22 protein-coding genes are annotated in these 21,113 nt (G+C 71.6%); 9 read left to right on the top strand and 13 right to left on the bottom strand.

Translation table 11 applies throughout. The annotated features are described in order from the left end of the window. Positions 1–75 precede the first annotated feature (75 nt). Together ACZ7GX_RS07775 and ACZ7GX_RS07770 are read right to left on the bottom strand one after the other, a co-directional pair. Entirely contained in the window at positions 76–1,212 is a 1,137-nt protein-coding gene (locus ACZ7GX_RS07775; RefSeq protein WP_498774026.1) for a sugar ABC transporter substrate-binding protein, read from the bottom strand. Between the two features lie 179 nt (positions 1,213–1,391). Beyond that, on the bottom strand, positions 1,392–3,107 hold the full coding sequence (locus ACZ7GX_RS07770; protein ID WP_498774024.1) for a DEAD/DEAH box helicase: 1,716 nt from the start codon (positions 3,105–3,107) through the stop codon (positions 1,392–1,394). A 173-nt stretch (positions 3,108–3,280) separates the two neighbouring features. Here ACZ7GX_RS07770 and ACZ7GX_RS07765 point away from each other — a divergent pair, with 173 nt between their 5' ends. Beyond that, on the top strand, positions 3,281–4,429 hold the full coding sequence (locus tag ACZ7GX_RS07765; RefSeq protein ID WP_498774022.1) for a YihY/virulence factor BrkB family protein: 1,149 nt from the start codon (positions 3,281–3,283) through the stop codon (positions 4,427–4,429). Between the two features lie 6 nt (positions 4,430–4,435). Here ACZ7GX_RS07765 and ACZ7GX_RS07760 read toward each other — a convergent pair whose 3' ends face one another. Further along, positions 4,436–4,684: a DUF3039 domain-containing protein gene (locus ACZ7GX_RS07760; protein ID WP_141978007.1), complete on the bottom strand. Its 249-nt coding sequence runs from the start codon at positions 4,682–4,684 to the stop codon at positions 4,436–4,438. A 31-nt stretch (positions 4,685–4,715) separates the two neighbouring features. Between ACZ7GX_RS07760 and ACZ7GX_RS07755 the strand changes: the two genes are divergently transcribed. Both ACZ7GX_RS07755 and ACZ7GX_RS07750 read left to right on the top strand, forming a co-directional pair. Beyond that, on the top strand, positions 4,716–5,624 hold the full coding sequence (locus ACZ7GX_RS07755; protein WP_498774020.1) for a pseudouridine-5'-phosphate glycosidase: 909 nt from the start codon (positions 4,716–4,718) through the stop codon (positions 5,622–5,624). A 40-nt stretch (positions 5,625–5,664) separates the two neighbouring features. Further along, positions 5,665–6,555, top strand: coding sequence for a carbohydrate kinase family protein (locus ACZ7GX_RS07750; protein WP_498774018.1), 891 nt, complete (start codon positions 5,665–5,667; stop codon positions 6,553–6,555). Here the strand turns inward: ACZ7GX_RS07750 and ACZ7GX_RS07745 are convergent. Then, entirely contained in the window at positions 6,537–6,851 is a 315-nt protein-coding gene (locus ACZ7GX_RS07745) for a DUF3099 domain-containing protein (protein ID WP_230566574.1), read from the bottom strand. The two genes, ACZ7GX_RS07750 and ACZ7GX_RS07745, sit on opposite strands and share 19 nt — an antisense overlap. A 118-nt stretch (positions 6,852–6,969) precedes the next feature. On the opposite strand from ACZ7GX_RS07745, the gene ACZ7GX_RS07740 reads away from it, so the two are divergent. From ACZ7GX_RS07740 to ACZ7GX_RS07725, 4 genes are all read left to right on the top strand, one after another. Beyond that, on the top strand, positions 6,970–8,463 hold the full coding sequence (locus ACZ7GX_RS07740) for a PucR family transcriptional regulator (RefSeq protein WP_498774016.1): 1,494 nt from the start codon (positions 6,970–6,972) through the stop codon (positions 8,461–8,463). Between the two features lie 339 nt (positions 8,464–8,802). Continuing rightward, the gene (locus ACZ7GX_RS07735) at positions 8,803–10,290 is read left to right on the top strand and encodes a DUF7782 domain-containing protein (RefSeq protein ID WP_498774014.1); all 1,488 of its coding nucleotides are present in this window, start codon (positions 8,803–8,805) and stop codon (positions 10,288–10,290) included. Beyond that, positions 10,287–10,712 (top strand): D-aminoacyl-tRNA deacylase, encoded by a 426-nt coding sequence (gene dtd / locus ACZ7GX_RS07730; protein WP_498774012.1) that lies wholly within the window; start codon positions 10,287–10,289, stop codon positions 10,710–10,712. Before ACZ7GX_RS07735 ends, dtd begins: the two co-directional genes overlap by 4 nt. Before the next feature lie 202 nt (positions 10,713–10,914). Beyond that, the gene (locus ACZ7GX_RS07725; RefSeq protein WP_498774010.1) at positions 10,915–11,907 is read left to right on the top strand and encodes a sigma-70 family RNA polymerase sigma factor; all 993 of its coding nucleotides are present in this window, start codon (positions 10,915–10,917) and stop codon (positions 11,905–11,907) included. Between the two features lie 184 nt (positions 11,908–12,091). Here ACZ7GX_RS07725 and ACZ7GX_RS07720 read toward each other — a convergent pair whose 3' ends face one another. Next, entirely contained in the window at positions 12,092–13,012 is a 921-nt protein-coding gene (locus tag ACZ7GX_RS07720) for a phosphotransferase family protein (RefSeq protein WP_498774008.1), read from the bottom strand. 102 nt (positions 13,013–13,114) lie between these two features. Here ACZ7GX_RS07720 and ACZ7GX_RS07715 point away from each other — a divergent pair, with 102 nt between their 5' ends. Continuing rightward, positions 13,115–14,773 carry a fumarate hydratase gene (locus ACZ7GX_RS07715; RefSeq protein ID WP_498774094.1) on the top strand — a complete coding sequence of 553 codons (1,659 nt, stop codon included), beginning with the start codon at positions 13,115–13,117 and terminating at the stop codon, positions 14,771–14,773. Positions 14,774–14,794: 21 nt separating this feature from the next. On the opposite strand, the gene ACZ7GX_RS07710 is transcribed toward ACZ7GX_RS07715, so the two are convergent. Together ACZ7GX_RS07710 and ACZ7GX_RS07705 are read right to left on the bottom strand one after the other, a co-directional pair. Next, a complete protein-coding gene (locus ACZ7GX_RS07710; RefSeq protein WP_498774006.1) occupies positions 14,795–14,983 on the bottom strand; it encodes a DUF397 domain-containing protein in 189 nt (62 codons plus the stop codon). After that, entirely contained in the window at positions 14,980–15,828 is an 849-nt protein-coding gene (locus tag ACZ7GX_RS07705; RefSeq protein WP_498774004.1) for a helix-turn-helix domain-containing protein, read from the bottom strand. Before ACZ7GX_RS07705 ends, ACZ7GX_RS07710 begins: the two co-directional genes overlap by 4 nt. Positions 15,829–15,956: 128 nt before the next feature. Between ACZ7GX_RS07705 and ACZ7GX_RS07700 the strand changes: the two genes are divergently transcribed. Beyond that, a complete protein-coding gene (locus tag ACZ7GX_RS07700) occupies positions 15,957–16,190 on the top strand; it encodes a hypothetical protein (RefSeq protein ID WP_498774002.1) in 234 nt (77 codons plus the stop codon). 4 nt (positions 16,191–16,194) lie between these two features. Here ACZ7GX_RS07700 and ACZ7GX_RS07695 read toward each other — a convergent pair whose 3' ends face one another. From ACZ7GX_RS07695 to ACZ7GX_RS07670, 6 genes are all read right to left on the bottom strand, one after another. Further along, positions 16,195–17,538 (bottom strand): jacalin-like lectin, encoded by a 1,344-nt coding sequence (locus ACZ7GX_RS07695; protein ID WP_498774000.1) that lies wholly within the window; start codon positions 17,536–17,538, stop codon positions 16,195–16,197. Between the two features lie 56 nt (positions 17,539–17,594). After that, complete coding sequence (locus ACZ7GX_RS07690) at positions 17,595–17,963, bottom strand: MerR family transcriptional regulator (protein ID WP_498773998.1); 369 nt, start codon at positions 17,961–17,963, stop codon at positions 17,595–17,597. 14 nt (positions 17,964–17,977) lie between these two features. Then, positions 17,978–18,667, bottom strand: coding sequence for an SDR family NAD(P)-dependent oxidoreductase (locus tag ACZ7GX_RS07685; protein WP_498773996.1), 690 nt, complete (start codon positions 18,665–18,667; stop codon positions 17,978–17,980). Positions 18,668–18,703: 36 nt separating this feature from the next. Next, positions 18,704–19,222, bottom strand: coding sequence for a hypothetical protein (locus ACZ7GX_RS07680; RefSeq protein WP_498773994.1), 519 nt, complete (start codon positions 19,220–19,222; stop codon positions 18,704–18,706). 88 nt (positions 19,223–19,310) lie between these two features. Continuing rightward, on the bottom strand, positions 19,311–19,787 hold the full coding sequence (locus ACZ7GX_RS07675) for a hypothetical protein (RefSeq protein WP_498773992.1): 477 nt from the start codon (positions 19,785–19,787) through the stop codon (positions 19,311–19,313). Positions 19,788–19,979: 192 nt separating this feature from the next. Next, positions 19,980–21,101 carry a hypothetical protein gene (locus ACZ7GX_RS07670; RefSeq protein ID WP_498773990.1) on the bottom strand — a complete coding sequence of 374 codons (1,122 nt, stop codon included), beginning with the start codon at positions 21,099–21,101 and terminating at the stop codon, positions 19,980–19,982. Positions 21,102–21,113 lie beyond the last annotated feature (12 nt).

Genomic DNA, 21,113 nt, shown 5'->3' with positions numbered 1-21,113 from the left:
GTGCAGCCCCACACGTGGGTGGGCGCGCCGGAACGGGGTGCGTCTGGCACACCCCGCCCCGGCGCGAGCCTTGACTTACTTGATGCCGAGCTCGGTGCAGACGGCGGCCAGGTCGGCGACGCAGACCTCCGACGCCTTGACGAAGCCGGCGTCGATGACGACCTTGACCTTGTCCTTGGTGATCAGCTGCGGCGTGAGCAGCACGGACTTGACCTCACGCTTGCCCGTGGGGTCGTTGACGGACGCGGTGGCGATCTTGTCCGCGGCGGCGGTGTCGTTCTTGGCCAGCGCGGCGGCCAGCTTGGCAGTGGCCTCGGCCTCCTCGTTGATCGGCTTGAACACGGTCATGAACTGGTCGCCGCGCAGGATGGCCTGCAGGCCCTCCGGGGTGGCGTCCTGGCCGGTGACCGGGACCTTGCCGTTCAGGCCGTACTTCTTCAGCACGGTGATGATCGCGCCCGCGAGGCCGTCGTTGGCGGCGACGACGCCGTCCACCTTCTGGCCGTTGCCGGTCAGGATCTGCTCGAAGGTGGTGCCACCGACCTGGTTGTCCCACTTGTCGATCGGCTTCGACTGGACGAGCTTCAGGTCGCCGGCCTCGTACTTGGGCTTGAGGACCTTCTGCTGGCCGTTGTAGAACAGCGTCGCGTTGTTGTCCGTCGGCGCGCCCTCGATCTCGATGATCTCGGCCGGCTTCTTGCCCGGCGCCAGCGCGGCGAGGCCCTCGACGAGGCCCTGGCCCTGCAGCTCGCCGACCTTCTCGTTGTCGAACGAGACGTAGTACTTCGAGCTGCCGCCCAGGTTCAGCCGGTCGTAGTCGATGACCGGGATGCCCTGCGCCTCGGCCTTCTTCGCGACCGTCGCGCCGATCTCGCTGTTCGGCGTGGCGATGATCAGCACCTTGACGCCGGCGTTGATCATGCCGTCGGCGAGCGTGGAGAACTTCTGCACGTCGCCCTGGGCGTTCTGGATGTCCGCCTGGAGGCCCTCGGCCTCCAGCGCCTTCTTCAGGAGCGGCTTGTCGAAGCCCTCCCAGCGCGCGGAGCTGGCGGTCTCGGGGAGGATGACGCCGACCTTCGCGCCGCCCGAGCCGCTGTTCGTGTTGGTGTCCGACGCGGGGGTGTTCCCGCCGGACGTGTTGGCGCCACATGCCGTCATGGCAACGGCAAGGCCGGTGCCAAGGGCGATGAGAGCGAGGCTCTTGCTGCGCATCCGCCATCCCTTTCACGCAGGAGCGTAAATGTTGTGGCGCACAACGTATGCCGGGACAGGCGGTGACCGGAAGCACACTTGACCGGTAAAGTAGGCACGATGCGCTAACGACGAGGTAACCGAACGGACATCTGACTACGTCTAATGCAGTAACCGGTTACGGCAGGTCACAACAAAGGTCACCACGAGCGCAGCGTGGCGATCCGCTCCTCGAGCTGTTCGATGCTGGCCATCGCCGTCGGCGGGCCCCCGCAGTACTCGCGCAGCTGGTTGTGGATCTTGCCGTGCGGCTTCTTCGTGCGGTGGTGGTGCATGGCCACGAGGGTGTTGAGCTCCTTGCGCAGCTGCGCCAGCCGTTCCTGCACGCTCGCCGGGCGGGTCGCGGCCGGTGGCGGCGCCGGCGCGGCGACCTGGCGCTTGCTGGCCTCGACCAGCTGCTTCTCCTGGCGCTGCCGCAGCAGGGCGCGCACCTGGTCGGGCTCCAGCAGGCCCGGCAGCCCCAGGTACTCCTGCTCCTCGTCGCTGCCCGCGAACGCGGCCGTGCCGAACGACGAGCCGTCGTAGATCACCTGGTCGAGCTCGGCGGAGGCGCCCAGCGCGGTGAACGCCTTCTCCTCCTCGCCCGGCTCGTCCTTGGCCTGGTTGGCCTGGGCCAGCAGCTCGTCGTCCCAGCCGTCCTTCTCCCGGTGCGGCTTGCCGAGCACGTGGTCGCGCTGCTGCTCGAGCTCGCTGGCCAGCCCGAGCAGGACCGGCACGCTGGGCAGGAACACGCTGGCCGTCTCGCCCCTGGCCCGCTGCCGCACGAACCGGCCGACGGCCTGGGCGAAGAACAGGGGCGTCGAGGCGCTGGTCGCGTACACGCCGACGGCCAGCCGCGGCACGTCCACGCCTTCGGACACCATGCGGACCGCGATCAGCCAGCGGTCCTGCGAGGCGGCGAACTCGGCGATCCGGCCGGACGCCTTCGGGTCGTCGGACAGCACGAGGGTGGCGTCGTGGCCGGTGGTGCGCTTGAGGATCTCGGCGTAGGCCTTGGCCACGGTCTGGTCGGTGGCGATCACCAGGCCGCCCGCGTCCGGCATGCCGCCCTGGCGCAGCTGGGTCAGGCGCATGTCGGCGGCCTTGAGCACCGACGGCATCCACTCGCCCGTCGGGTCGAGCGCCACCCGCCACGCCCGCGCCGTCTGCTCCTGCGTCAGCGGTTCGCCGAGCCGGGCGGAGAACTCCTCGCCCGCGCTGGTGCGCCACTGGGCCTCGCCCGAGTAGGCGAGGAAGATCACCGGCCGGACGACGCCGTCGCGCAGCGCGTCGGAGTAGCCGTAGGAGTGGTCCGCGCGGCTGCGCTGCACGCCGTCGGGGCCCGGCTCGTAGTTGACGAACGGGATCGGCGAGTCGTCCGAGCGGAACGGCGTTCCGGTCAGGCACATCCGCCGCACCGCTGGCGTGAACGCCTCGCGGATCGCGTCGCCCCACGACTTGGCGTCGCCGCCGTGGTGGATCTCGTCGAGCAGCACGAGCGTCTTGCGGTTCTCCGTGCGCACCCGGTGCAGCATCGGGTGGGCGGCGACCTGGGCGTAGGTCAGCGCGACGCCGTGGTAGTCGCGGGAGGTCATCGCGTTGGTGTTGCGGAAGTTCGAGTCGATCGCGATGCCCGCCTCGGCCGCCGCCTGCGCCCACTGGTGCTTGAGGTGCTCGGTGGGCGTGACGATCGTGACGGCCTCGACCGTGCGGTCGGCCAGCAGCTCGGCGGCGACGCGCAGGCCGAACGTCGTCTTGCCCGCGCCGGGCGTGGCGACGGCCAGGAAGTCCTTGGGCCGGGCGGCGAGGTACTTGGTCAGCGCGCGGCGCTGCCAGGCACGAAGGGGACGGGTCGTGGCGACTTGCGGTTGCGACAACCTCGAACCCTTTCTGCGCTGATCAGCGGCGGTGCCGCGGGACCGTGCGGCGGTGTTGCGGTGGTGGACACGCAAATGCCCTCGGTGCGGGTGACCGTCGAGGGCATCGACAGCCTACCCGCTCCGCCCGCGACGCACGGTCGCCGATGCCGCGAAATCACCCGGCATGCACCATGCTTGATGTTGCGATGGGTTCGCCGAGGGACGAGACAGCACGCAGCGCGGGTCGCAAGGGGCCCCTGCGTCTGTTGGCGCGCACGCTGTCCAAGGCCTGGGACGGCAGCATCTTCTCCGAGGCGGCCGAGGCGGCGTTCTGGCAGGTCCTGTCGTTCCCGCCGCTGCTGCTCGGGCTGCTGGGCAGCCTGGGCTACCTCGGCGACTGGTTCGGGCCCGAGGTCGTCAGCGCGGTCAAGGACCGGATCATCTCCACCTGCCGGACGATCTTCAGCCCGGACGTGGTCAACGGGGTGATCGTGCCCACCGTCGACCAGATCCTCACCACCGGCAAGGGCGAGATCGTCTCGGTCGGGTTCCTGATCTCGCTGTGGGCCGGCTCGTCGGCGATGTCGTCGTTCGTGGACGCGATCACCGCCGCGCACGACCAGTACGGCGTGCGCAACGAGGTGTGGCAGCGGATCTTCGCGCTGCTGCTGTACATGGCGAGCCTGGTGCTGCTGATCATCGGCCTGCCGGTGGTGGCGCTGGGGCCGGACCTGCTGCCGCAGGTGTTCCCGGACTCCTGGCAGCCGACGATCGAGTCGTGGCTGAGCGCGTTCTACTACCCGGGCATGGCGGTGCTGCTGGTGCTGGCGCTGGCGACGCTGTACAAGCTGTCGCTGCCGAACAAGCTGCCGTGGCACCGGCTCGTGCCGGGCGCCGTGCTGGCGATGGCGGTGTTCCTGCTGTCGTCCATCGGGCTGCGGCTCTACATCCGGTGGATCACGACGACCGGGTACACCTACGGGGCGTTGGCGACGCCGATCGCGTTCCTGCTGTTCGCCTACCTGATCGGGCTGGCGATCACGCTGGGCGCGTACTTCAACAGCGCGTTGCAGGAGATGTGGCCGGCGAGGATGACCCGGCGCCAGCGGCGGCGGTGGCAGCGGCTGGAGCTGGAGCGGGTCGCCGAGCGGATCCGCTCGGACGAGGACAAGCGGGCGCGGCCGGGTCCGCCGCCTCCGGCGGAGGTCAGGCACACCGCGCCGTCGCCCGCGGACGCGAACCACACCGTGCCGTTGCCGGTGGAGCGCCGAGCGGCGCGCGAGACGCCGGTGAGCGGGCACGGGTCGGGCCCCGGCGGCTCGACGCCGGGGCCGTCCTAGCGGGTCCTACTCGCCGCCGCCCTTGGGCAGGCCGTCGTAGATCTTCTTGCACTCGGGGCAGACGGGGGAGCCCGGCTTGGGCGACTTCGTCACCGGGAACACCTCGCCGCACAACGCCACCACGTGCGTGCCCATCACCGCGCTTTCCGCGATCTTGGCCTTGCGCACGTAGTGGAACATCTTCGGGGTGTCGTCCCCGGTGTGGTCCGTGCCTTCCGGCCGGGTCTCCACCTCGGGCAGAGTCTGCGTGCTCACGCGAACAGCGTACCTGGGATGATGGCCCCTCGTGAGCAAGCCGAGCGTCACCGAAGAGGTCCGATCCGCCCTGGCCGAGAACCGGCCGGTGGTCGCGTTGGAGAGCACGATCCTGTCCCACGGGCTACCGCCCGGCCGCAACCGCGAGGTCGCCGAACGACTCGAAGGCGTGGTGCGCGCCGCGGGCGCGGTGCCCGCCACGATCGCCGTGCTCGGCGGCGTGCCCAAGATCGGGTTGACCCCCGCCGAACTCGACTACGTCTGCGACCCGGCCAACGACCTGGTCAAGCTGTCGCGGCGGGACCTGGGCGCGGCGTACGCGCTGAAGCGCGACGGCGCGACGACGGTCGCGAGCACGGCCGCGCTGGCGCACGCCGCCGGCATCGGGGTGTTCGCCACCGGCGGCCTGGGCGGTGTGCACCGGGGCGCGCGCGAGACGTGGGACGTGTCCGCCGACCTGGACGTGCTGGCCACGACGCCGGTGCTGGTGGTGTGCTCGGGCGTGAAGTCGATCCTGGACATGGGCGCGACGCTGGAGCTGCTGGAGACCCGTTCGGTGCCGGTGATCGGCTTCGGCACGGACCGCTTCCCCGCGTTCTACCGGCGGGAGTCGGAGTTCGGCGTGCCGTGGCGGGTCGATTCGGCGTCCGACGCCGCGGCCGTGGTCGCGGCGCACCGCGGGGCGCCCGGCACGGCGGGCGTGCTGCTGGCCAACCCCATCCCGGTCGAGTTCGAGATGGACGCCGACCTGCACGAACGGCTGCTGTCCGAGGGCCTGGAGCTGCTGCGCGAGCGCAACGTGCACGGCAAGGAGGTCACGCCCGTGCTGCTGGAGCACTTCCACACCGCGAGCGGCGGGGTGAGCCTGGACGCCAACGAGGCGCTGGTCGTGTCGAACGCCACCCTGGCCGCGGCGGTGGCCGTGGAGTTGGCGGCGTGAGCGGGCTCGTGGTCCCGACGAGCCTCGGCGAGGTGGCGGCGTGAACGGGATCGTCGTCGTCGGCGACGCCGGGCTGGACGTGGTGGCCCGGCACGCGGGCCCGATCGTGCACGGCGGCGACTCGCGGGCGGCCGTGACCATCGAGCCCGGTGGCGCGGGCGCCAACACGGCGGTGTGGCTGGCCGCGTGCGGCGCGTCGCCGGTGCTGGTGGCGCGGGTCGGCGCGGACTCGGCCGGCCGTCAGGTGCACGCCGAGCTGACGTCGGCGGGGGTGCGGTGCGCGTTCGCCGTGGACCTGGAGGCGGCGACCTGCTGCGTGGTGGTGCTGGTGGACGAGACCGGTCAGCGCAGCATGCTGCCCGACCGGGGCGCGAACGCCCGCTTCTCGCCCGGCGACCTGGACGAGGGGTTGCTGCGGGACGCCTCCCACCTGCACCTTTCCGGGTACGTGCTGCTGGACGCGTCGTCGCGGCCCGCGGGGCTGGCGGTGCTGCGCGCGGCCCGTGAGGCGGGGTTGACCACGTCGGTCGACCCGCAGTCGTCGGCGTTGATCTACGACGGGTTCCTGGACGACATCCGCGGCGTCGACCTGCTGCTGCCCAACACCGAGGAGCTGGTCGCGCTCACCGGGTCGGCGGAGCCGTCGTCGGCCGCGGCGCTGCTGGACGTGGTGGGCGCGGTGGCGTTGACCTCCGGCGCGGACGGCGCGAGCTGGGTGGACTCCCACGGCGTGGTGTCCGTGCCGGCCGAGGACGTCGAGTGCGTGGACTCGACGGGCGCCGGTGACGCGTTCGACGCCGGGTTGCTCACGGCGTGGCTGTCCGGTGCGTCACGCGTGGACGCGCTGCTGGGCGGGGTGCGCGCGGCGGCACGGGCGGTGTCCGCGGTCGGCGCGCAGCCCTCGGGGGCGCGTCAGCCTTCGATGATGTGATGCGGGCGCGCCTCGATGGCGCGGTGCTCCTTGACGAACCGGCTGGCCTTCTCCGCCTTGCGGGGAGGCCGGTCGTTCGCGATCAGCACGGCCATCCACGGCAGCGGCACGGACAGCACGATCAGGGCCAGGGCCAGCCACCAGGTCTGGTAGAAGACCATCGCCAGGATGAGGCACGGGATGCGGGCGCCCATCATGATCGCGTACTTGCGCTTGCGCGCGGCGTGCTGCTCCTCGTAGGAGGGCGCCGCCTCGGTGATGAGCACCGGTGTGCCGTCGCGCTCGGGACTGACCATGCCCCCATCGTCCCACCGCGTGCGCCGGACGGATACCTGCCCGGTGTGTTTTTGCTTGCTGTTCCGCCGGCCCGCCGCAACCGCCGCGCGGGCGTGCCGGTGACCTTAGGATCCCGTTGTGGTCGCCCTTGATCGCCTGGTGGACGTGCTGGGGAGCCTCGGCACGCACCTGAGCTGCGCGCCACGCGGGCGTGACGTGGAGTTGCGCGGGGTGGCGCTGCACGATCCGGCGGAGCACACCACGGCCGCGGCGGACGACGTGCTGCTCGGGTTGGGCGTGCCCTCCCCCGCCGCGGCGGCCCGGTTGGTCGGCGGCACGTCGGCGGCGGCGGTCGTGCTGCACGGCGCGCCGCCGCTGGACGAGCGGGTGCTGGCCGCCGCGAAGAGGTCCGGGGCGGCGGTGCTGCTGGTGGACCCGTCGGTGCCGTGGGGGCAGTTGGCGAACGTCGCGCAGACGCTCGTGCTCGGCGGGCAGGGGTCCGGCGACCTGTTCGCGGTGGCGGACGTCATCGCGGCGGTGGTCGGCGGGCCCGTGACGATCGAGGACCAGCAGTCGCGGGTGCTGGCGTACTCCTACCGGCAGCAGGGCGTCGACCCGGTTCGGGTGCAGACGATCCTGGGCAGGCGGGTGCCGGAGGAGGCCTGGCAGGCCCTGGACGCGTACGGCGTGTTCACCCACCTGGCCCGGTCCGACGAGCCGCTGTTCGTGCCGAAGCTGACCGACCAGCTCGGCGGGCGGCTGGTGGTGGCGGTGCGGGCCGGGCGCGAGCTGCTCGGTTCGGTGTGGGTCGAGGTGGACGACCCGGTGGACGCGGTGCGCGCGGCGGCGCTGGTGGACGGCGCGCGGACGGCGGCGTTGCACCTGCTGCGGGCGCGGGCGTCGGCGGACCTGGAGCGCCAGGCCGAGGCGGACCTGGTGATCGAGGCGTTGGACTCCGGCTCGCCCGCGGGCCTGGCCCGGCTGGGGTTGCCGTCGACCGACCTGCGGGTGATCGCCGTGCAGGCGCACGCCGGTGAGGGCGAGCACGGGGCGGCCCTGCTGGCGTTCTCCCGGGCGACGGCGGGTTTCGGCTGGTCACGGCCTGGGCGGTCGGCGTTGTTCGGCAACGTGCTCTACACCGTGCTGCCGTGCGGGGACGATCCGGCGGTGGCGGTGGACTGGGTGCGCGCGCTCGGGCGCGAGCTGCCCGCGGAGGCCGTCGTGCTGGCCGGGGTGGGTGGCAGGGCGGACGCCGCGTCGCTGCCCGCGTCCCGGGGCGAGGCCGACGAGTGCCTGGCCCTGTCCGAGGGCGAGCCCATCGTGTACGACCAGGCGTGGGCGCGGGTGCTGTTGCGGCGGTTGGCGGCGGTGGCGGAGGCCGGGCGGTTGCCGTCGCGCGGACCGGTGGCGGACCTCGTGCGGCACGACGCCGAGCACGGCACGCAGTACGCCGCGACGCTGCGGGCGTGGTTGGCGGCTCAGGGCGACTCGCGCGAGGCCGCACGGGTGCTGTCGGTGCACCCGAACACGCTGCGCTACCGGATGCAGCGGATGGCGGCGGTGACGTCGCTGCCGCTGGACGACCCCGAGCAGCGGCTGGCCATGGCCATCACGCTGGCGATCACGCCCTGAGCGCCGCCGGCCCGCCGAGCAGCAGGTCCAAGCCGAACTCGAACCGCTCGGCGTCGAGCTGACCTCGGCCGTCGCCGCGGCGCCGGACGTCGTGCCGGCCGGGGTGGAGGCGGCGATCCGGGAGGCGGGTCGCGGCCGGGTCGAGGTGCGGGCGGTCGCCGCTCGGGGCGGCTGGTGGTCGACACGCGGGACCTGAGCGTCCGACTCACCCGCGCGTCGACACTCAGCGCCCGCGCGTCGGACCTTCAGGTCCGGCGTGTCCTGCGTTCGGAACGGGTGGGGTGGGCGTTCGGGTGGGCTGGTCAGGCGGCCGGGGGTGGGGCGCGAGACCATGACGGCGTGCTCCCTGATCTTTCTGCCGACCTGACCACCCGGCTGCGCGAGGCGTTCCGAGCCGCCGACTACGACGCGGACGGGGTGGTCGACGTGCTCGGGCCCCAGGCCCACGCCGCGCTCGGCCGCGGCGAACCCGAGGCCGCCCGGCGGGCCACCCGGGACGCGGGCGCCCTCGGCACCCTGGTCCGGCTGTTCCTGCTCGGCGACACCGAGCCCGAGGCCGCCGTGCGGGCCGCGCTCCCGGACGTCGACCTGGACACCGCCGTCAAGGCCGAGGTGCTGCGCGGTGACGGCGACGGGCTGCGCGCCGGGCTGGACATCCGCCCCTACGGCGACGACGAGGGCTCCTGGTGGGTCGTCGCCGACCAGGACGCCGACCAGCGCGGCGGGCCCGTCCCGGCCGACCACGTGCTCGGCGTCGGCCACGCGTCCATCAGCCTCGCCCGCGCCACGTCGCGCCGCCAGGTCGACACCCTGCTCGACCTGGGCACCGGCTGCGGCGTCCAGGCTTTGCACGCGAGCAGGCACGCGCGCAGGATCACCGCCACGGACCTGTCGGAGCGCGCGCTCGCCCTGGCCGCGGGCACGTTCCGGCTCAACGAGGTCGACGTCGAGCTCCGCCAGGGCGAGTGGTTCGGCCCCCTGCGCGGCCGGCGGTTCGACCAGGTCGTCTGCAACCCGCCGTTCGTCGTGGGCCCGCCCCGGGTCGACTACACCTACCGCGACTCCGGCCTCGCCGGCGACGACGCCAGCGCCCTGGTCGTGCGCCAGATGCCGTCGTTCCTCAACGAGGGCGGCGTGGGCCAACTCCTGGCCTCCTGGCTGCACCGCAAGGGCGAGGACTGGGCCGACCGGGTCTCCGCGTGGCTGCCGCGCGGTGGCGTGGACGCCTGGTTCGTGCAGCGCGACGTCGCCGACCCCGCCCTCTACGTCGGCACGTGGCTGCGTGACGCGGGCGTCGACCCGCGCGGCGCCGAAGGCCGGGCCAAGGCCGCCGCCTGGCTGGACTGGTTCGCCGAGAACGAGGTCGAGGGCATCGGGTTCGGCTTCGTCACGCTCCGCCGCACGGACACCGAGCACGCCGAGGTCGTGTGCGAAGACCTCCGCCACGCCTTCGACGACCCGCTGGGCCCCGAGTCCGCCGCCTGGCTGGACCGCGTCGCCTGGCTGCGCGCCACCGACAACGCCCAGCTGCTGGGCACCCGCTTCACCGTGCCCGAGACCGTGCTGCTGGAAGAGGTCTCCTCCCCCACCGACGAGGGCTGGGAGGCGGTCGTGCGCCGCCTGCACCGCGTGGACGGCCCCGGCTGGCAGCACGAGCTGGACGAGACCGCGGCGAAGCTGCTCGCGGGCTTCCGGGGCGCGCTGCCGCTGGAGGACCTGGTCACCCTGCTGGCCTACGCCCACGACCTGGACGCCGACGCGCTCGCCGAGTCGGCCCTCCCGATCGTCCGCGACCTCGTCCGGCACGGCATGGTGGTGCCCGCGTGAGAGCGGTTGTGGCGCGTGTCACAGAGGCGTCGGTCACCGTGGACGACGAGGTCGTGGGGGCGATCGAGGAACCGGGCCTGTTGGTCCTGCTCGGCGTCCACGTGGACGACGACGCCGACAAGGCGCACGTCATGGCCCGAAAGCTCTACGAGCTGCGCGTCCTGAGGGACGAGGAGTCGTGCGCCACGACCGGTGCGCCCCTGCTCGTGGTGAGCCAGTTCACACTCTACGGAGAGACGCGGAAGGGGCGGCGGCCGTCGTGGACCGCCGCCGCACGGCCCGCGCACGCCGAGCCGTTGGTCGCGGAGGTGGTCTCGGAACTGCGCCGGAAGGGCGCCCGAGTACAAACGGGACGGTTCGGCGCGATGATGTCGGTGCGGAGTGTGAACGACGGTCCGTTCACCGTGTTGGTGGAACTCTAGATCCTTCTCAGCCAATCCTCAGGATTCGCGGCGCAACCGCTGTGACGGCAGTGACGTCTTCTGGTCGTGGGAAGCGGGAACCATTTCGCCCCGGTTCGCGTTTCCACCAGTGTCAGACACCGAAAGGTGTGCCGCGCAGCGCAGCGCGGAGTGTGCGACACGACCGCACTGCCAGCCCGCGACACAAGGGGGAGGGAGCTCCATGACCGTCCCGAAGCTCCTCGACCGTCAGGTCGGGAACGAGACGACCACCACGAGCGCCGAGTTGGACCTCGACGCCCAGGGACCCGCCGCAGACCTGGTTCGGGTGTACCTGAACGGGATCGGCAAGACAGCGCTGCTGACCGCGGCGGACGAAGTGGAGCTCGCCAAGCGGATCGAGGCGGGCGTCTTCGCGCAGCACAAGCTGGAGACGCATCCGGAGCTGCCGGAGGACCGCCGGCGGGAACTGCGCGCTTTGATCCGCGATGGCCACGTGGCAAAGAACCACCTTCTCGAAGCGAATCTCCGGTTGGTCGTTTCGCTTGCGAAGCGATACACCGGTCGCGGAATGCCGCTGCTCGATCTGATCCAGGAAGGGAACCTGGGCCTGATCCGCGCGGTGGAGAAGTTCGACTACACCAAGGGCTTCAAGTTCTCGACCTACGCGACCTGGTGGATCCGCCAGGCGATCACGCGGGGAATGGCGGACCAGGGTCGCACGATCCGGCTGCCCGTCCACCTCGTGGAGCAGGTCAACAAGCTCGCCCGGATCAAGCGCGACCTGCACCAGCAGCTGGGCCGTGAGGCGACCAACGAGGAGCTGGCCAAGGAGTCGGGCCTGACGCCGGAGAAGGTCGTCGACCTGCTCGACCACGCCCGCGACCCGGTGAGCCTGGACATGCCGGTCGGCACCGAGGAGGACGCCCCGCTGGGCGACTTCATCGAGGACTCCGACGCCACGGACGCGGAGAGCGCGGTCATCTCGGGGCTGCTGCAGGACGACCTGCGCCGGGTGCTGGCCACGTTGGACCCGCGCGAGCAGGCGGTGATCCGGCTGCGCTACGGCCTGGAGGACGGCCAGCCGCGCACGCTGGACCAGATCGGCAAGCAGTTCGGCTTGTCGCGGGAGCGGGTGCGGCAGATCGAGCGGGAGGTCATGTCGAAGCTGCGGCAGGGCGAGCGGGCCGCCAAGCTGCGGGCCTACGCGAGCTGAGCTGACGCGATACAGCGACGATTCAGGGGTCGGTCACCGCTGCGCGGGATTGACTTGTGACGCCAGTCACGGCACGGTCGTGCGTTACACGAGCCAAGCGACACCTCCGCCCCATTGCGCGGAGGTGCTCGCACGCTGAGGAAGGTCGGGGCGGTCGGGGGCCGGCCCGGCCTTCCGCATTTCTCTACAGTTCCAGGTACTCCGCGAGCTTCTCGCGGAAGAACCGCACGTGCGCCTCGCGTTCCTCGCCGGCATAACCGCGCGGCACGCCCTCCACGATCATCACCAGGCACAGGTACGCGCGGTAGAGCGCGATCCGGGTCTCCTCGGCCCCGCTGAACCCCGCGTAGCCGTAACCGGCCTTGAAGTCATCGTCCAGGTCGGTGAACAGCGCCAGCGTCGCGATCTCCGCCAACGGGTCGCCGAACAACGCCCGTTCCGGGTCGATGATCCCCTCGACGTGGCCGTCGGCGAGGAAGATGTTCGCCTCCCACAGGTCGAAGTGCACCAGCACCGGCTCGGTGACCTCGTCCAGCAGGTGCGCGCGAGCCTCGACCGCCGGTCGCACGTCGGGCAGCTCCACGCCGAACCGGTCCGCGTCGGCCAGCACCGCGTCCACCATCTTCGTGAACGCCTCGCGCCACGTCGCCGCGTTCGGCCCCTGCGCGTAGCCGAACACGTCACCCCGGATGGTGTGCAGCTCGCGGACGATCGCGCCCAGCTCACGGCGCAGCGCACCGTGCTCGGCGTCGGTCAGCCGGGGACGCGCGGCCGACCACGGTTCGCCCTTGAGCGCCGTCATCAGCAGGAAGTCGTCTTCGTGGAGCAGCACCTCCGGCACGGGCAGGCCGCGTGCCGCCATCAGCCCGAACGCCAACGCCTCCGTGCGCATCAGGTCCCGCTCGTAGGTGAGCAGCGGCACGTCCGGCGGTGGCGCGACCTTCAGCACGGTCTCTCGACCGTCGGCCGCGGTGAGCCGGTACGCGGTGTTGAACATGCCGTCGGTCAGCTCGACGTGCGCGGCGAGCGGGACGCCGAGGGCCCGGCGGACCAACGCGTCGAGGGCGGCGGCGGAGAGCCGGCGCTTGGTGAGGCTGTCGACCACGACGCGAATCACACCACGTCGTGCGGACTCGGGAGCGCGATCGGTATAAGTTCGGCGGAACCCGAAGCGCGCAAGGGAGCCCGCGACGTGACCTCGTCGAACCTGTTGGGACCGACGTTCCAGTACACCGACGTCCTGCCGCTGGCCAAGGACAACCACACCGAGTACCGGCTCGTGACGCCGGACGGGGTGTCGGTCGTCGAGGCCGCCGGCCGGACGTTCCTCCAGGTCGAGCCCTCGGCGTTGACGCTGCTGGCCAAGGAGGCGATCCGGGACATCCAGCACCTGCTGAGGCCCTCGCACCTGGCCCAGCTGCGCGCGATCGTGGACGACCCCGAGGCCAGCGGCAACGACCGGTTCGTCGCGATGGACCTGCTGCGCAACGCGTGCATCTCGGCCGGCGGCGTGCTGCCCATGTGCCAGGACACCGGCACCGCCATCGTGATGGGCAAGCGCACCGAGTCCGTGCTCACCGGCGGGACCGACGAAGAGGCCCTGTCGCGCGGCATCTTCGAGGCCTACCAGGAGCTGAACCTCCGGTACTCGCAGATGGCGCCGGTCACCTTCTGGGACGAGAAGAACACCGGCACCAACCTGCCCGCGCAGATCGACCTGTTCACCGCGCCCGGCGTCGAGCCGAAGTACGAGTTCCTGTTCATGGCCAAGGGCGGCGGTTCGGCCAACAAGACGTTCCTGTACCAGGAGACGAAGGCGCTGCTGAACCCCTCGCGGCTGGCCAAGTTCCTGGACGAGAAGCTGCGCTCGCTCGGCACGGCCGCGTGCCCGCCGTACCACCTCGCCGTGGTCGTCGGCGGTCTGTCGGCCGAGCAGAACCTGAAGGTCGCCAAGCTCGCGTCCGCCCGCTACCTCGACGGCCTGCCCACCGAGGGCTCCGCCGCGGGCCACGCGTTCCGGGACGTCGACCTGGAGCAGCAGGTGCTGGAGCTGACCCGGAACTTCGGCATCGGCGCCCAGTTCGGCGGCAAGTACTTCTGCCACGACGTGCGCGTGATCCGGCTGCCCCGGCACGGCGCGTCCTGCCCGGTCGGCATCGCGGTGTCGTGCTCGGCGGACCGGCAGGCCAAGGCGAAGATCACCCCCGAGGGCATCTTCCTGGAGCAGCTGGAACGCGACCCGGCGCACTTCCTGCCCGACGTGACCGGCGAGAACCTGTCCGACGAGGTCGTGAACATCGACCTGACCCGGCCGATGGCGGAGATCCGCGCCACGCTGTCGGCGTTGCCGGTGAAGACGCGCGTGTCGTTGACCGGCCCGTTGGTGGTGGCGCGGGACATCGCGCACGCCAAGATCAAGGAGCGGCTGGACGCGGGCGAGCCGATGCCGCAGTACCTCAAGGACCACCCGGTGTACTACGCCGGACCGGCCAAGACGCCCGAGGGTTACGCCTCCGGGTCGTTCGGGCCGACGACGGCCGGTCGGATGGACTCCTACGTCGAGCAGTTCCAGGCCGCCGGCGGGTCGCTGGTGATGCTGGCCAAGGGCAACCGCTCCAAGCAGGTGACGTCCGCGTGCGCCACGCACGGCGGGTTCTACCTGGGCTCGATCGGCGGCCCGGCCGCGCGGCTGGCCCAGGACTGCATCCGCAAGGTCGAGGTGCTGGAGTACCCCGAGCTGGGCATGGAAGCGGTCTGGAAGATCGAGGTGGAGGACTTCCCGGCGTTCGTCGTGGTGGACGACAAGGGCAACGACTTCTTCGCCGAGACCTCCGCCCCGACCCTCCAGATCTCGTTCCGGAAGTAGCCCTTCCGGCCTTCGCAGGTCTTACAGGTCGAACACGCCGAGCTTGGCGCCGCGCGTGAAGAAGTCCCACTCGCTGAAGGTGAAGCGCTGTGGGACTTCTTCAGGCCGGTTGCTGTTGCGGACGAGCACCTCGTCGGCCGTGCGCATGACCTCGACGCAGTTGTCGCCGCCGCCGCTGAACTTCGTCCACTCGCCGGGCTTCAGGGTCATGTGGTCTCCTCCGTGATCCGGGTCAGGAGTTCGCGGCTTTCCTCCACCCCCAACGCCTTCGCCCGGGTGTAGTCGAACCACCGGCTCGTCTTCTCCAGCTGGTCGACCCCGTCCACGAACTGGGCACCGTACGGTGTGTCGACGCTGATCAGCGACGGCAGCTTCTCGGGCAGCCGGAACAAGGTCAGCGTAGTACCGGTCAACGCGTGGGCCCCGACCCCTTGCGGCATCACCTGCACCACGACGTTGTCCAGCTCGGTCAGGGCGAGCACGTGCTTGAGCTGGTCCCGCATGACCTCCGGGCCGCCGACGTTGGCCCGGAACGCCGGCTCCGCGATCACCGCCCACAACCGCAGCGGCGGTTCGCGGTCGGTCAGCAGCGCTCGTCGTTCCATGCGCAGTCGGAGGTTCTTCTCCAGGACCTCGCCGTCGAGGCCGATCCCGGTCATCAGCGTGCGGGCGTACTCCTCGGTCTGGAGCACGGCGGGGATCAGCTCGAACGACGAGTAGAGGGCCTCGGTGGCGATGGCCTCCACGTCCAGGATGCGGCGCAGCCAGGGTTGGATCGTGCCGCCGATCTTGCTCTTCGGTCGGCGGCGGTGGGCCTCGGAGTTGAGCGCGAGCAGGTCCTCGCGGGTCGCCTCGTCGGCTCCGTAGAGGTCCAGGAGCTTCTCCAGCTCGGCCTGCTTGACGCCGCTGATCGCGTTCTCGATGTTGCTGATCTTGGTCATCGTGCAGTGCAGGACCTCGCCCACCTTCTCCCGGGGCACGCCCGCCTCTTCGCGCATGCGGCGCAGCGTGGTGCCGATCTGGATGCGGGCGGCGCTGCGGTGTGGGCTGGTCATCGCTCTCCTCGATCATCACCCGATCGGGACTTGTGCACATCCTGTACGTACGAGATAGTCGTCCCGAATTCAGAGAGTATACAACCACATGCGGGGAGTGAGTGCGAATGGGGTCGCGTTTCCACCAGGTGAGCTTGATCGAGACGTCCGGGACCGGGGTGTACTTCCGGACGGTCGCGCGGGAGCTCGTCGACGAGAAGGAGGACCTGCACGCGTGGATGACCCGGGTGCTGCTGGCGCACCGGTGCGACCTGGGCCTCTACGTCGGCGAGACGGGCACGATCGTCGCGGACGAGGACCAGGTCGACGCAGACCTGTGGCTGGCGTGGGACGGGGTGGCGTCCTTCGCGACCGCCGAGTGAGCGGTCAGCGGGTGTAGACCACGCCGAGCCGGTCGACCTCGGCCCCGGAACGGCCGGTGAAGCCGGCGATGTGCCAGCCCGCGGGCGCGGTGAAGGTGACCTGGTCGGCGGTGGGCGTGCCGGCGGTGACGGTTCGGCCGAGGGTGGTGGTGATGCGGACGGAGAAGACCCGGGTGCGGCCGTCGCGCTGACCTCGGGTGAGCGTGGCCGTCGTCAGGTGCTCGCCGGGCTGGAGGGTGAGCGTGGTCGGCGTGCCGCCGGTGCCGCCGTGCGCGAGCGCGGTGCCGTCGGCGAGCGTGAGGCCGATGCGGTCGAGGCGTGCGCCGCCGCTCAGCGTCACCTCGCGCACCGTCGTGCCGGGGCGGATGGCCTCTACGTCGGTGAACGGCGTGCCGTGCGGGCCGCCGAACTCCTCGCTCAGGCGCAGGTGGTCGGCGAGCCGCCAGGAGAAGCCGACGGCGTGCGGGTAGTGGTCGGACAGCGGTTCGCCGTCCGGGTCGAGGAAGGAGGCGTGGTCGTTGCGGTAGGCGGTGGCGGTGAGGTCGACGTGGGCGTTGTCGCGGTAGAAGACCTTGTCCACGACCTCGCACGTGTCGGTGACGTTCGCCGGGTCGCACACCAGCGCGGGCGCCCCGAGGGCGGGTTCGACGCCTCTCCGGACGCGCTCCACCCAGGCGTCGGTGAGGCCGTTGGCGCGGACGAGGTCGCGGATGTTGTCGCCGGTGCGGGTGTAGCGGGTGTTGGTGTCGCCCATGATGATCACCGCGTTGCCGGCGGAGTTCCGGGCGACGTACTGGGACAGCTGCGTGATGTTCGCGCGGCGGGCGGCCAGGTCGGCGTCCGTGCTGCCGGCGTTGGCGTGGACGTTGTAGAGGTCGACGTGGACGCCTTCGGCCAGGTGGAGGCGGGCGTAGGTGAAGCCCTTGGGCGTGAGGCAGTCCGTGCCGTTGCACTTGTCCCACTTCACCCGCGTGAAGTCGCTGTACGGGTGGGCCGAGAGGGTGTTCAGGCCGTCGCCGAACGGCACTCCCCCGCTGGTGGGCGTGCGGTGCGGGTGGTTGTCGGCGGCGTACAGGGCGGCGTGGTAGTTGAAGTCCTCTTGGACGTTGACCACCCCGTAGTCCCGGATGCGTGCGCCGATGAGCGGCGTGTTCTCGGCCGGGTCGGACCCGGAGAGCGGTTCCGGGAGGCCGGCGACGTTGTACGTCAGCACGGAGAACTGCCCGGCGGTGTCGGCGGACGTGGCGGTGTCGGCGGACGCGGGGGTGGTCAGCGCGGTGGCGGTCAGCGCGGGGGTGGCGGTCGTCGCGAGCACGACGGCGAGCACCAGGCCGAGAGGTCGTCTCACGTCATCGGAGTCTGGCGGCCCCGCCGTCCGACCGGAAGCCGTGACGCGAAAGTTTCTCAGGTATTCACCCGCTCGGCCGCCCGCGCCCGCCGCACGCCGTCCGCGAGGTGATCGCGCACCTCGATCAGCGCGTCGATCCGGCTGGTCAGCACGGCGAGCCTGCGTTCGGCGACCGCGACCAGCTCCGGGGCCGGCTCGGCGTTCGCCACGTCGCCGTGCAGGCAGTGCCGGAAGTGGGCGACGTCCTCCAGCGTGAGGCCGTGGTCGAGCAGGTAGCGGATGGCTCGCACGCGGGCGACCGCGTCGGGACCGTAGCGGCGGTACCCGTTGGACGCGCGTTCGGAGTCGAGGAGGCCTTGCTCCTCGTAGAACCGCAGCGCCCGCGTGGAGGTGCCGGTGGCCCGTGCCAGTTCGCCGATCCGCACCCGTCGCAGGGTAGTCACCCGACCAGCGCGCCGCCGTCGACGGGCAGCACCACACCGGTCGTGTACGCGGCTTCGGGTCGGGCGAGTTGGATCACCCAGAACGCGACCTCGTCCGGCTGCCCGACCCGGCCCAGTGGCACGCGGGCGATCAGCGCTGCGCGCCGTGCCTCGTCCTGCTGCATCGGCGTCGCGATCGGACCCGGCGCGACGGCCACCACCCGCACGCCGCGCGGCGCGTACTGCACGGCCCAGCTCCTGGTCAGGGAGTCCAGCGCCGACTTCAGCGCCGCGTACAGCTCACCGCCGGGCATCGGCCAGCCGCGCTGACCGATGGCCGTGCTGACGTTGACCACGACGCCGCGCGTGTCCTCCAGGTGCGGCAGGGCCGCCTCGACCAGGCGGATCGGGGCGACCAGGTTGGTGGCGACCATCGCGTCGCCCGAGGGGACGGCGGCGTTGTTGACCAGCACGTCGAGCCGGCCGAACTCGGTGACGGCGGCGTCGACCACCCGTTCGGCGGCGGAGACGTCGGCGGTGAACGGGCGGATCCCGGGGTGGTCGGCGGCGGTCTCGGCCAGGGTCTCGGCGGTCCGTCCGACGGCGAGCACGGACGCGCCCTGTGCGGCGAACCCGCGTGCGACGGCACGTCCGATCCCCGTGCCCGCGCCCGTCACGACCACCGCCTTGCCGGTGAAGATCGTCATGGGGACCGAACGTAGAGCTTCACGTCCGCGTGAAGGTCAAGCCCGGTCCTGGCGGGCCTCCAGGACGAGGCGGCGTGAGCCGAGGGGCGCGTCGAGGGTGACGTTCAGCGGCACGTCGCGCAGTTCCTGCGTGCACTGGACGCCCTCGGGCGGCGGGTAGTAGGTCGTGACGAGGGTGATCGACACCTGGTCGCCGGACTGGGCGGTCACCTCGGCGCTCGCCGTCCGGCAGCCGCCCGCGACGCCGACGACCTGGACCGTGCGGCCGTCCGCCGACGTCCACGCCTGCCGCTTGTAGTGGTCGGGCAGCGTGCCGCCGTCGACCTGGGTGGCCGACACCTCGGTCGGCCCGCCGGCCAGCGGCGCGGCGCTGGTCTGCGGCGGCGGTGCGGTCGGTTGGGCGTCGGCGGTGGATGACAACGTTGTCGGGGCAGACGACGAACCCGTCGTGGTGACCGTGGTGGACGACCCGCCGGGCGGGGCGGTGTCGGTGGTGGTGCTGCACCCCGCGAGCGCGAGCAGGGAGAAGGCGACGGCGACCTTGACGTTCCTCATAGCTGGAGGACGGTACTCGGGGTCGCGAGGTTGCAAAGCGGGCGATGCCCGGCCGACCGGGGGCAGGCCGACCGGGCACCGGAGGGGATTACTTCTGGTCCTGCCGGGTGCTCAGGACGACCGTGCGGTCACCGAGCGGCGCGTCGAGCTTCGCGGTCAGCGGCGGGTAGCGGATGTCCATCGTGCAGACCGGCTGGTCGAGCGGCGTGGTCTCGACCAGCACCACCTTCACCACCTGGGCGTTCTGCTCGGCGATCTCGACGCTCGCCTTGCCGCAGCCGGCTTCCTGGGCGATGACGCCGAGCACGCTGCCGTCACCCTCGGTCCAGGTGGTGGTGGGGTTGCCCTCGGGGACGGCGGCCGCGTCGATCCGGTTCTCGGGCACTTCCTGGCCGCCCGGCGGCACGGGGCTCTCGAACTCCGGCTCCTCGACGCTGGGCGAGGTGGGTTCGGCCGAGGTGGTCAACGTCGGCCCGTTGCCCGGACCGACGGGCGTGGACGTTGCGCAGGCGGCGAGCACGACCAGCAGCACACCCGCGCCGATAGCGGTTCCAAGGCTTCTCATGCCCCAAGGACGGACCAACCCACCCCGCGGGTTGCCCACCCTTCTTCACAGTTACCCGATCCAGTGAACCCGCGCGCCGAACCTCCAGGTCCCGCGTGTCGAACCCTCAGGACCCCCTGAATTCAACGCTCAGCGCCCTGGATGACCGACGTGAGCGTTGAACTCGGGGTACCTGAACGTTCGACACGCGGGTCAGCGGAGGGCTTGGTCGAGGCCCGTGATGGCGTGGCGGAGGGCGGCCAGGCGGGGTTCGGAGGCCAGGCCCGCGTGGTAGAGGTGGAACTCCTGGACGCCGGCCTCCGCGTAGGCCAGCCACTCCTTCAGCAGCTCGTCGCCGTCCGCCGGCTTCGGCGGCAGGGCCAGCACGTACGCGGCAGTGCGCACGTCGGTCTCCGCGCGCAAGGCGCGGATCGCGGGCAGCGACGCGTCCACGCCCGGCCAGCACGTCAACGTCAGCACGTCGACGTCGGCGTCGACGCCCCCGGCCACCGTGGCGAACGGCCCGGTGCCCCACGGGTCGGCCGTCGCGTGCGCGGCGATGCGCGTGCCCGGCGACGTCGACCTGATCAACCCCACGAGGTCGCGCCGCAGCGAACGGGAGATCTCCGTGCGCACCGCGCGCACGTCGGCAGTCCGATCCCCCAACGCCTCGTCCACGCTGCCGACACCGTTGTCGACCCCAGCGCGAACCAGCGCGCGCAACCCCTCCGGGTCGTCATAACGCCGCGCGCAAGCCCCGCAGAAGCACAGCGACAGCAGCTTCTGCTGCACGGCCGACCAGTCCGCGCCGTCGGTCTTCTCGTGGTGCCCGCCGTGGAAGAACCCCAGCGGCCCGCACGCCTCCAGCACGATCCCGTCCGGCCGCCCGAGCGAGAGCACCTCGGACACCAGCGTCCGGGCGTACTCGACCACGTCGTCGTTCGACGGGCACAGCGCGTACGGGTACAGGTCACCGAAAGCGTTACGCACCGCCACGTCCGGATGAGCGTCACCCAGCCGGCTGCTGTGCGTCAGCACGGTCCACGCGTACACCGGCAACCCGGCCGCCCGCAGGGCGTCCGAAGCCTCGGTGTAGGAGTCCGCACCGCCCATCCACGACGGTTCGGCGGGCACCAACCGCTTGTCCCGCCACGCCTCCTCCCGCACGGGCAGGTAGAACGCCGCGTGCCGCGCGTCCACCATCCGGTGCGATGGGTGGAACGGCGTCGCGGCCCGCACCGTGTGGTAGGACGCGGCGAGGGCCACCGCGTCCACCCCCAACGACGCGACCCGTTCGACGGCGGACGGGTCCCCCACGACATCCCAGGGGTACAAGTGCGCAACGGT

It is taken from the genome of Actinosynnema sp. NPDC037264 (genome assembly GCF_055603705.1).
The sequence above is the reverse complement of the archived record's forward strand: the minus strand, read 5'-3'. Positions and strand labels throughout refer to the sequence as shown.

Coding starts and splice junctions, on each gene's coding strand:
- ACZ7GX_RS07775 (WP_498774026.1), bottom strand. CDS start 1,212: ATGCGCAGCAAGAGCCTCGCTCTCATCGCCCTTGGCACCGGCCTTGCC.
- ACZ7GX_RS07765 (WP_498774022.1), top strand. CDS start 3,281: ATGCTTGATGTTGCGATGGGTTCGCCGAGGGACGAGACAGCACGCAGC.
- ACZ7GX_RS07745 (WP_230566574.1), bottom strand. CDS start 6,851: ATGGTCAGTCCCGAGCGCGACGGCACACCGGTGCTCATCACCGAGGCG.
- ACZ7GX_RS07725 (WP_498774010.1), top strand. CDS start 10,915: ATGACCGTCCCGAAGCTCCTCGACCGTCAGGTCGGGAACGAGACGACC.
- ACZ7GX_RS07710 (WP_498774006.1), bottom strand. CDS start 14,983: ATGACCCTGAAGCCCGGCGAGTGGACGAAGTTCAGCGGCGGCGGCGAC.
- ACZ7GX_RS07705 (WP_498774004.1), bottom strand. CDS start 15,828: ATGACCAGCCCACACCGCAGCGCCGCCCGCATCCAGATCGGCACCACG.
- ACZ7GX_RS07685 (WP_498773996.1), bottom strand. CDS start 18,667: ATGACGATCTTCACCGGCAAGGCGGTGGTCGTGACGGGCGCGGGCACG.
- ACZ7GX_RS07680 (WP_498773994.1), bottom strand. CDS start 19,222: ATGAGGAACGTCAAGGTCGCCGTCGCCTTCTCCCTGCTCGCGCTCGCG.
- ACZ7GX_RS07675 (WP_498773992.1), bottom strand. CDS start 19,787: ATGAGAAGCCTTGGAACCGCTATCGGCGCGGGTGTGCTGCTGGTCGTG.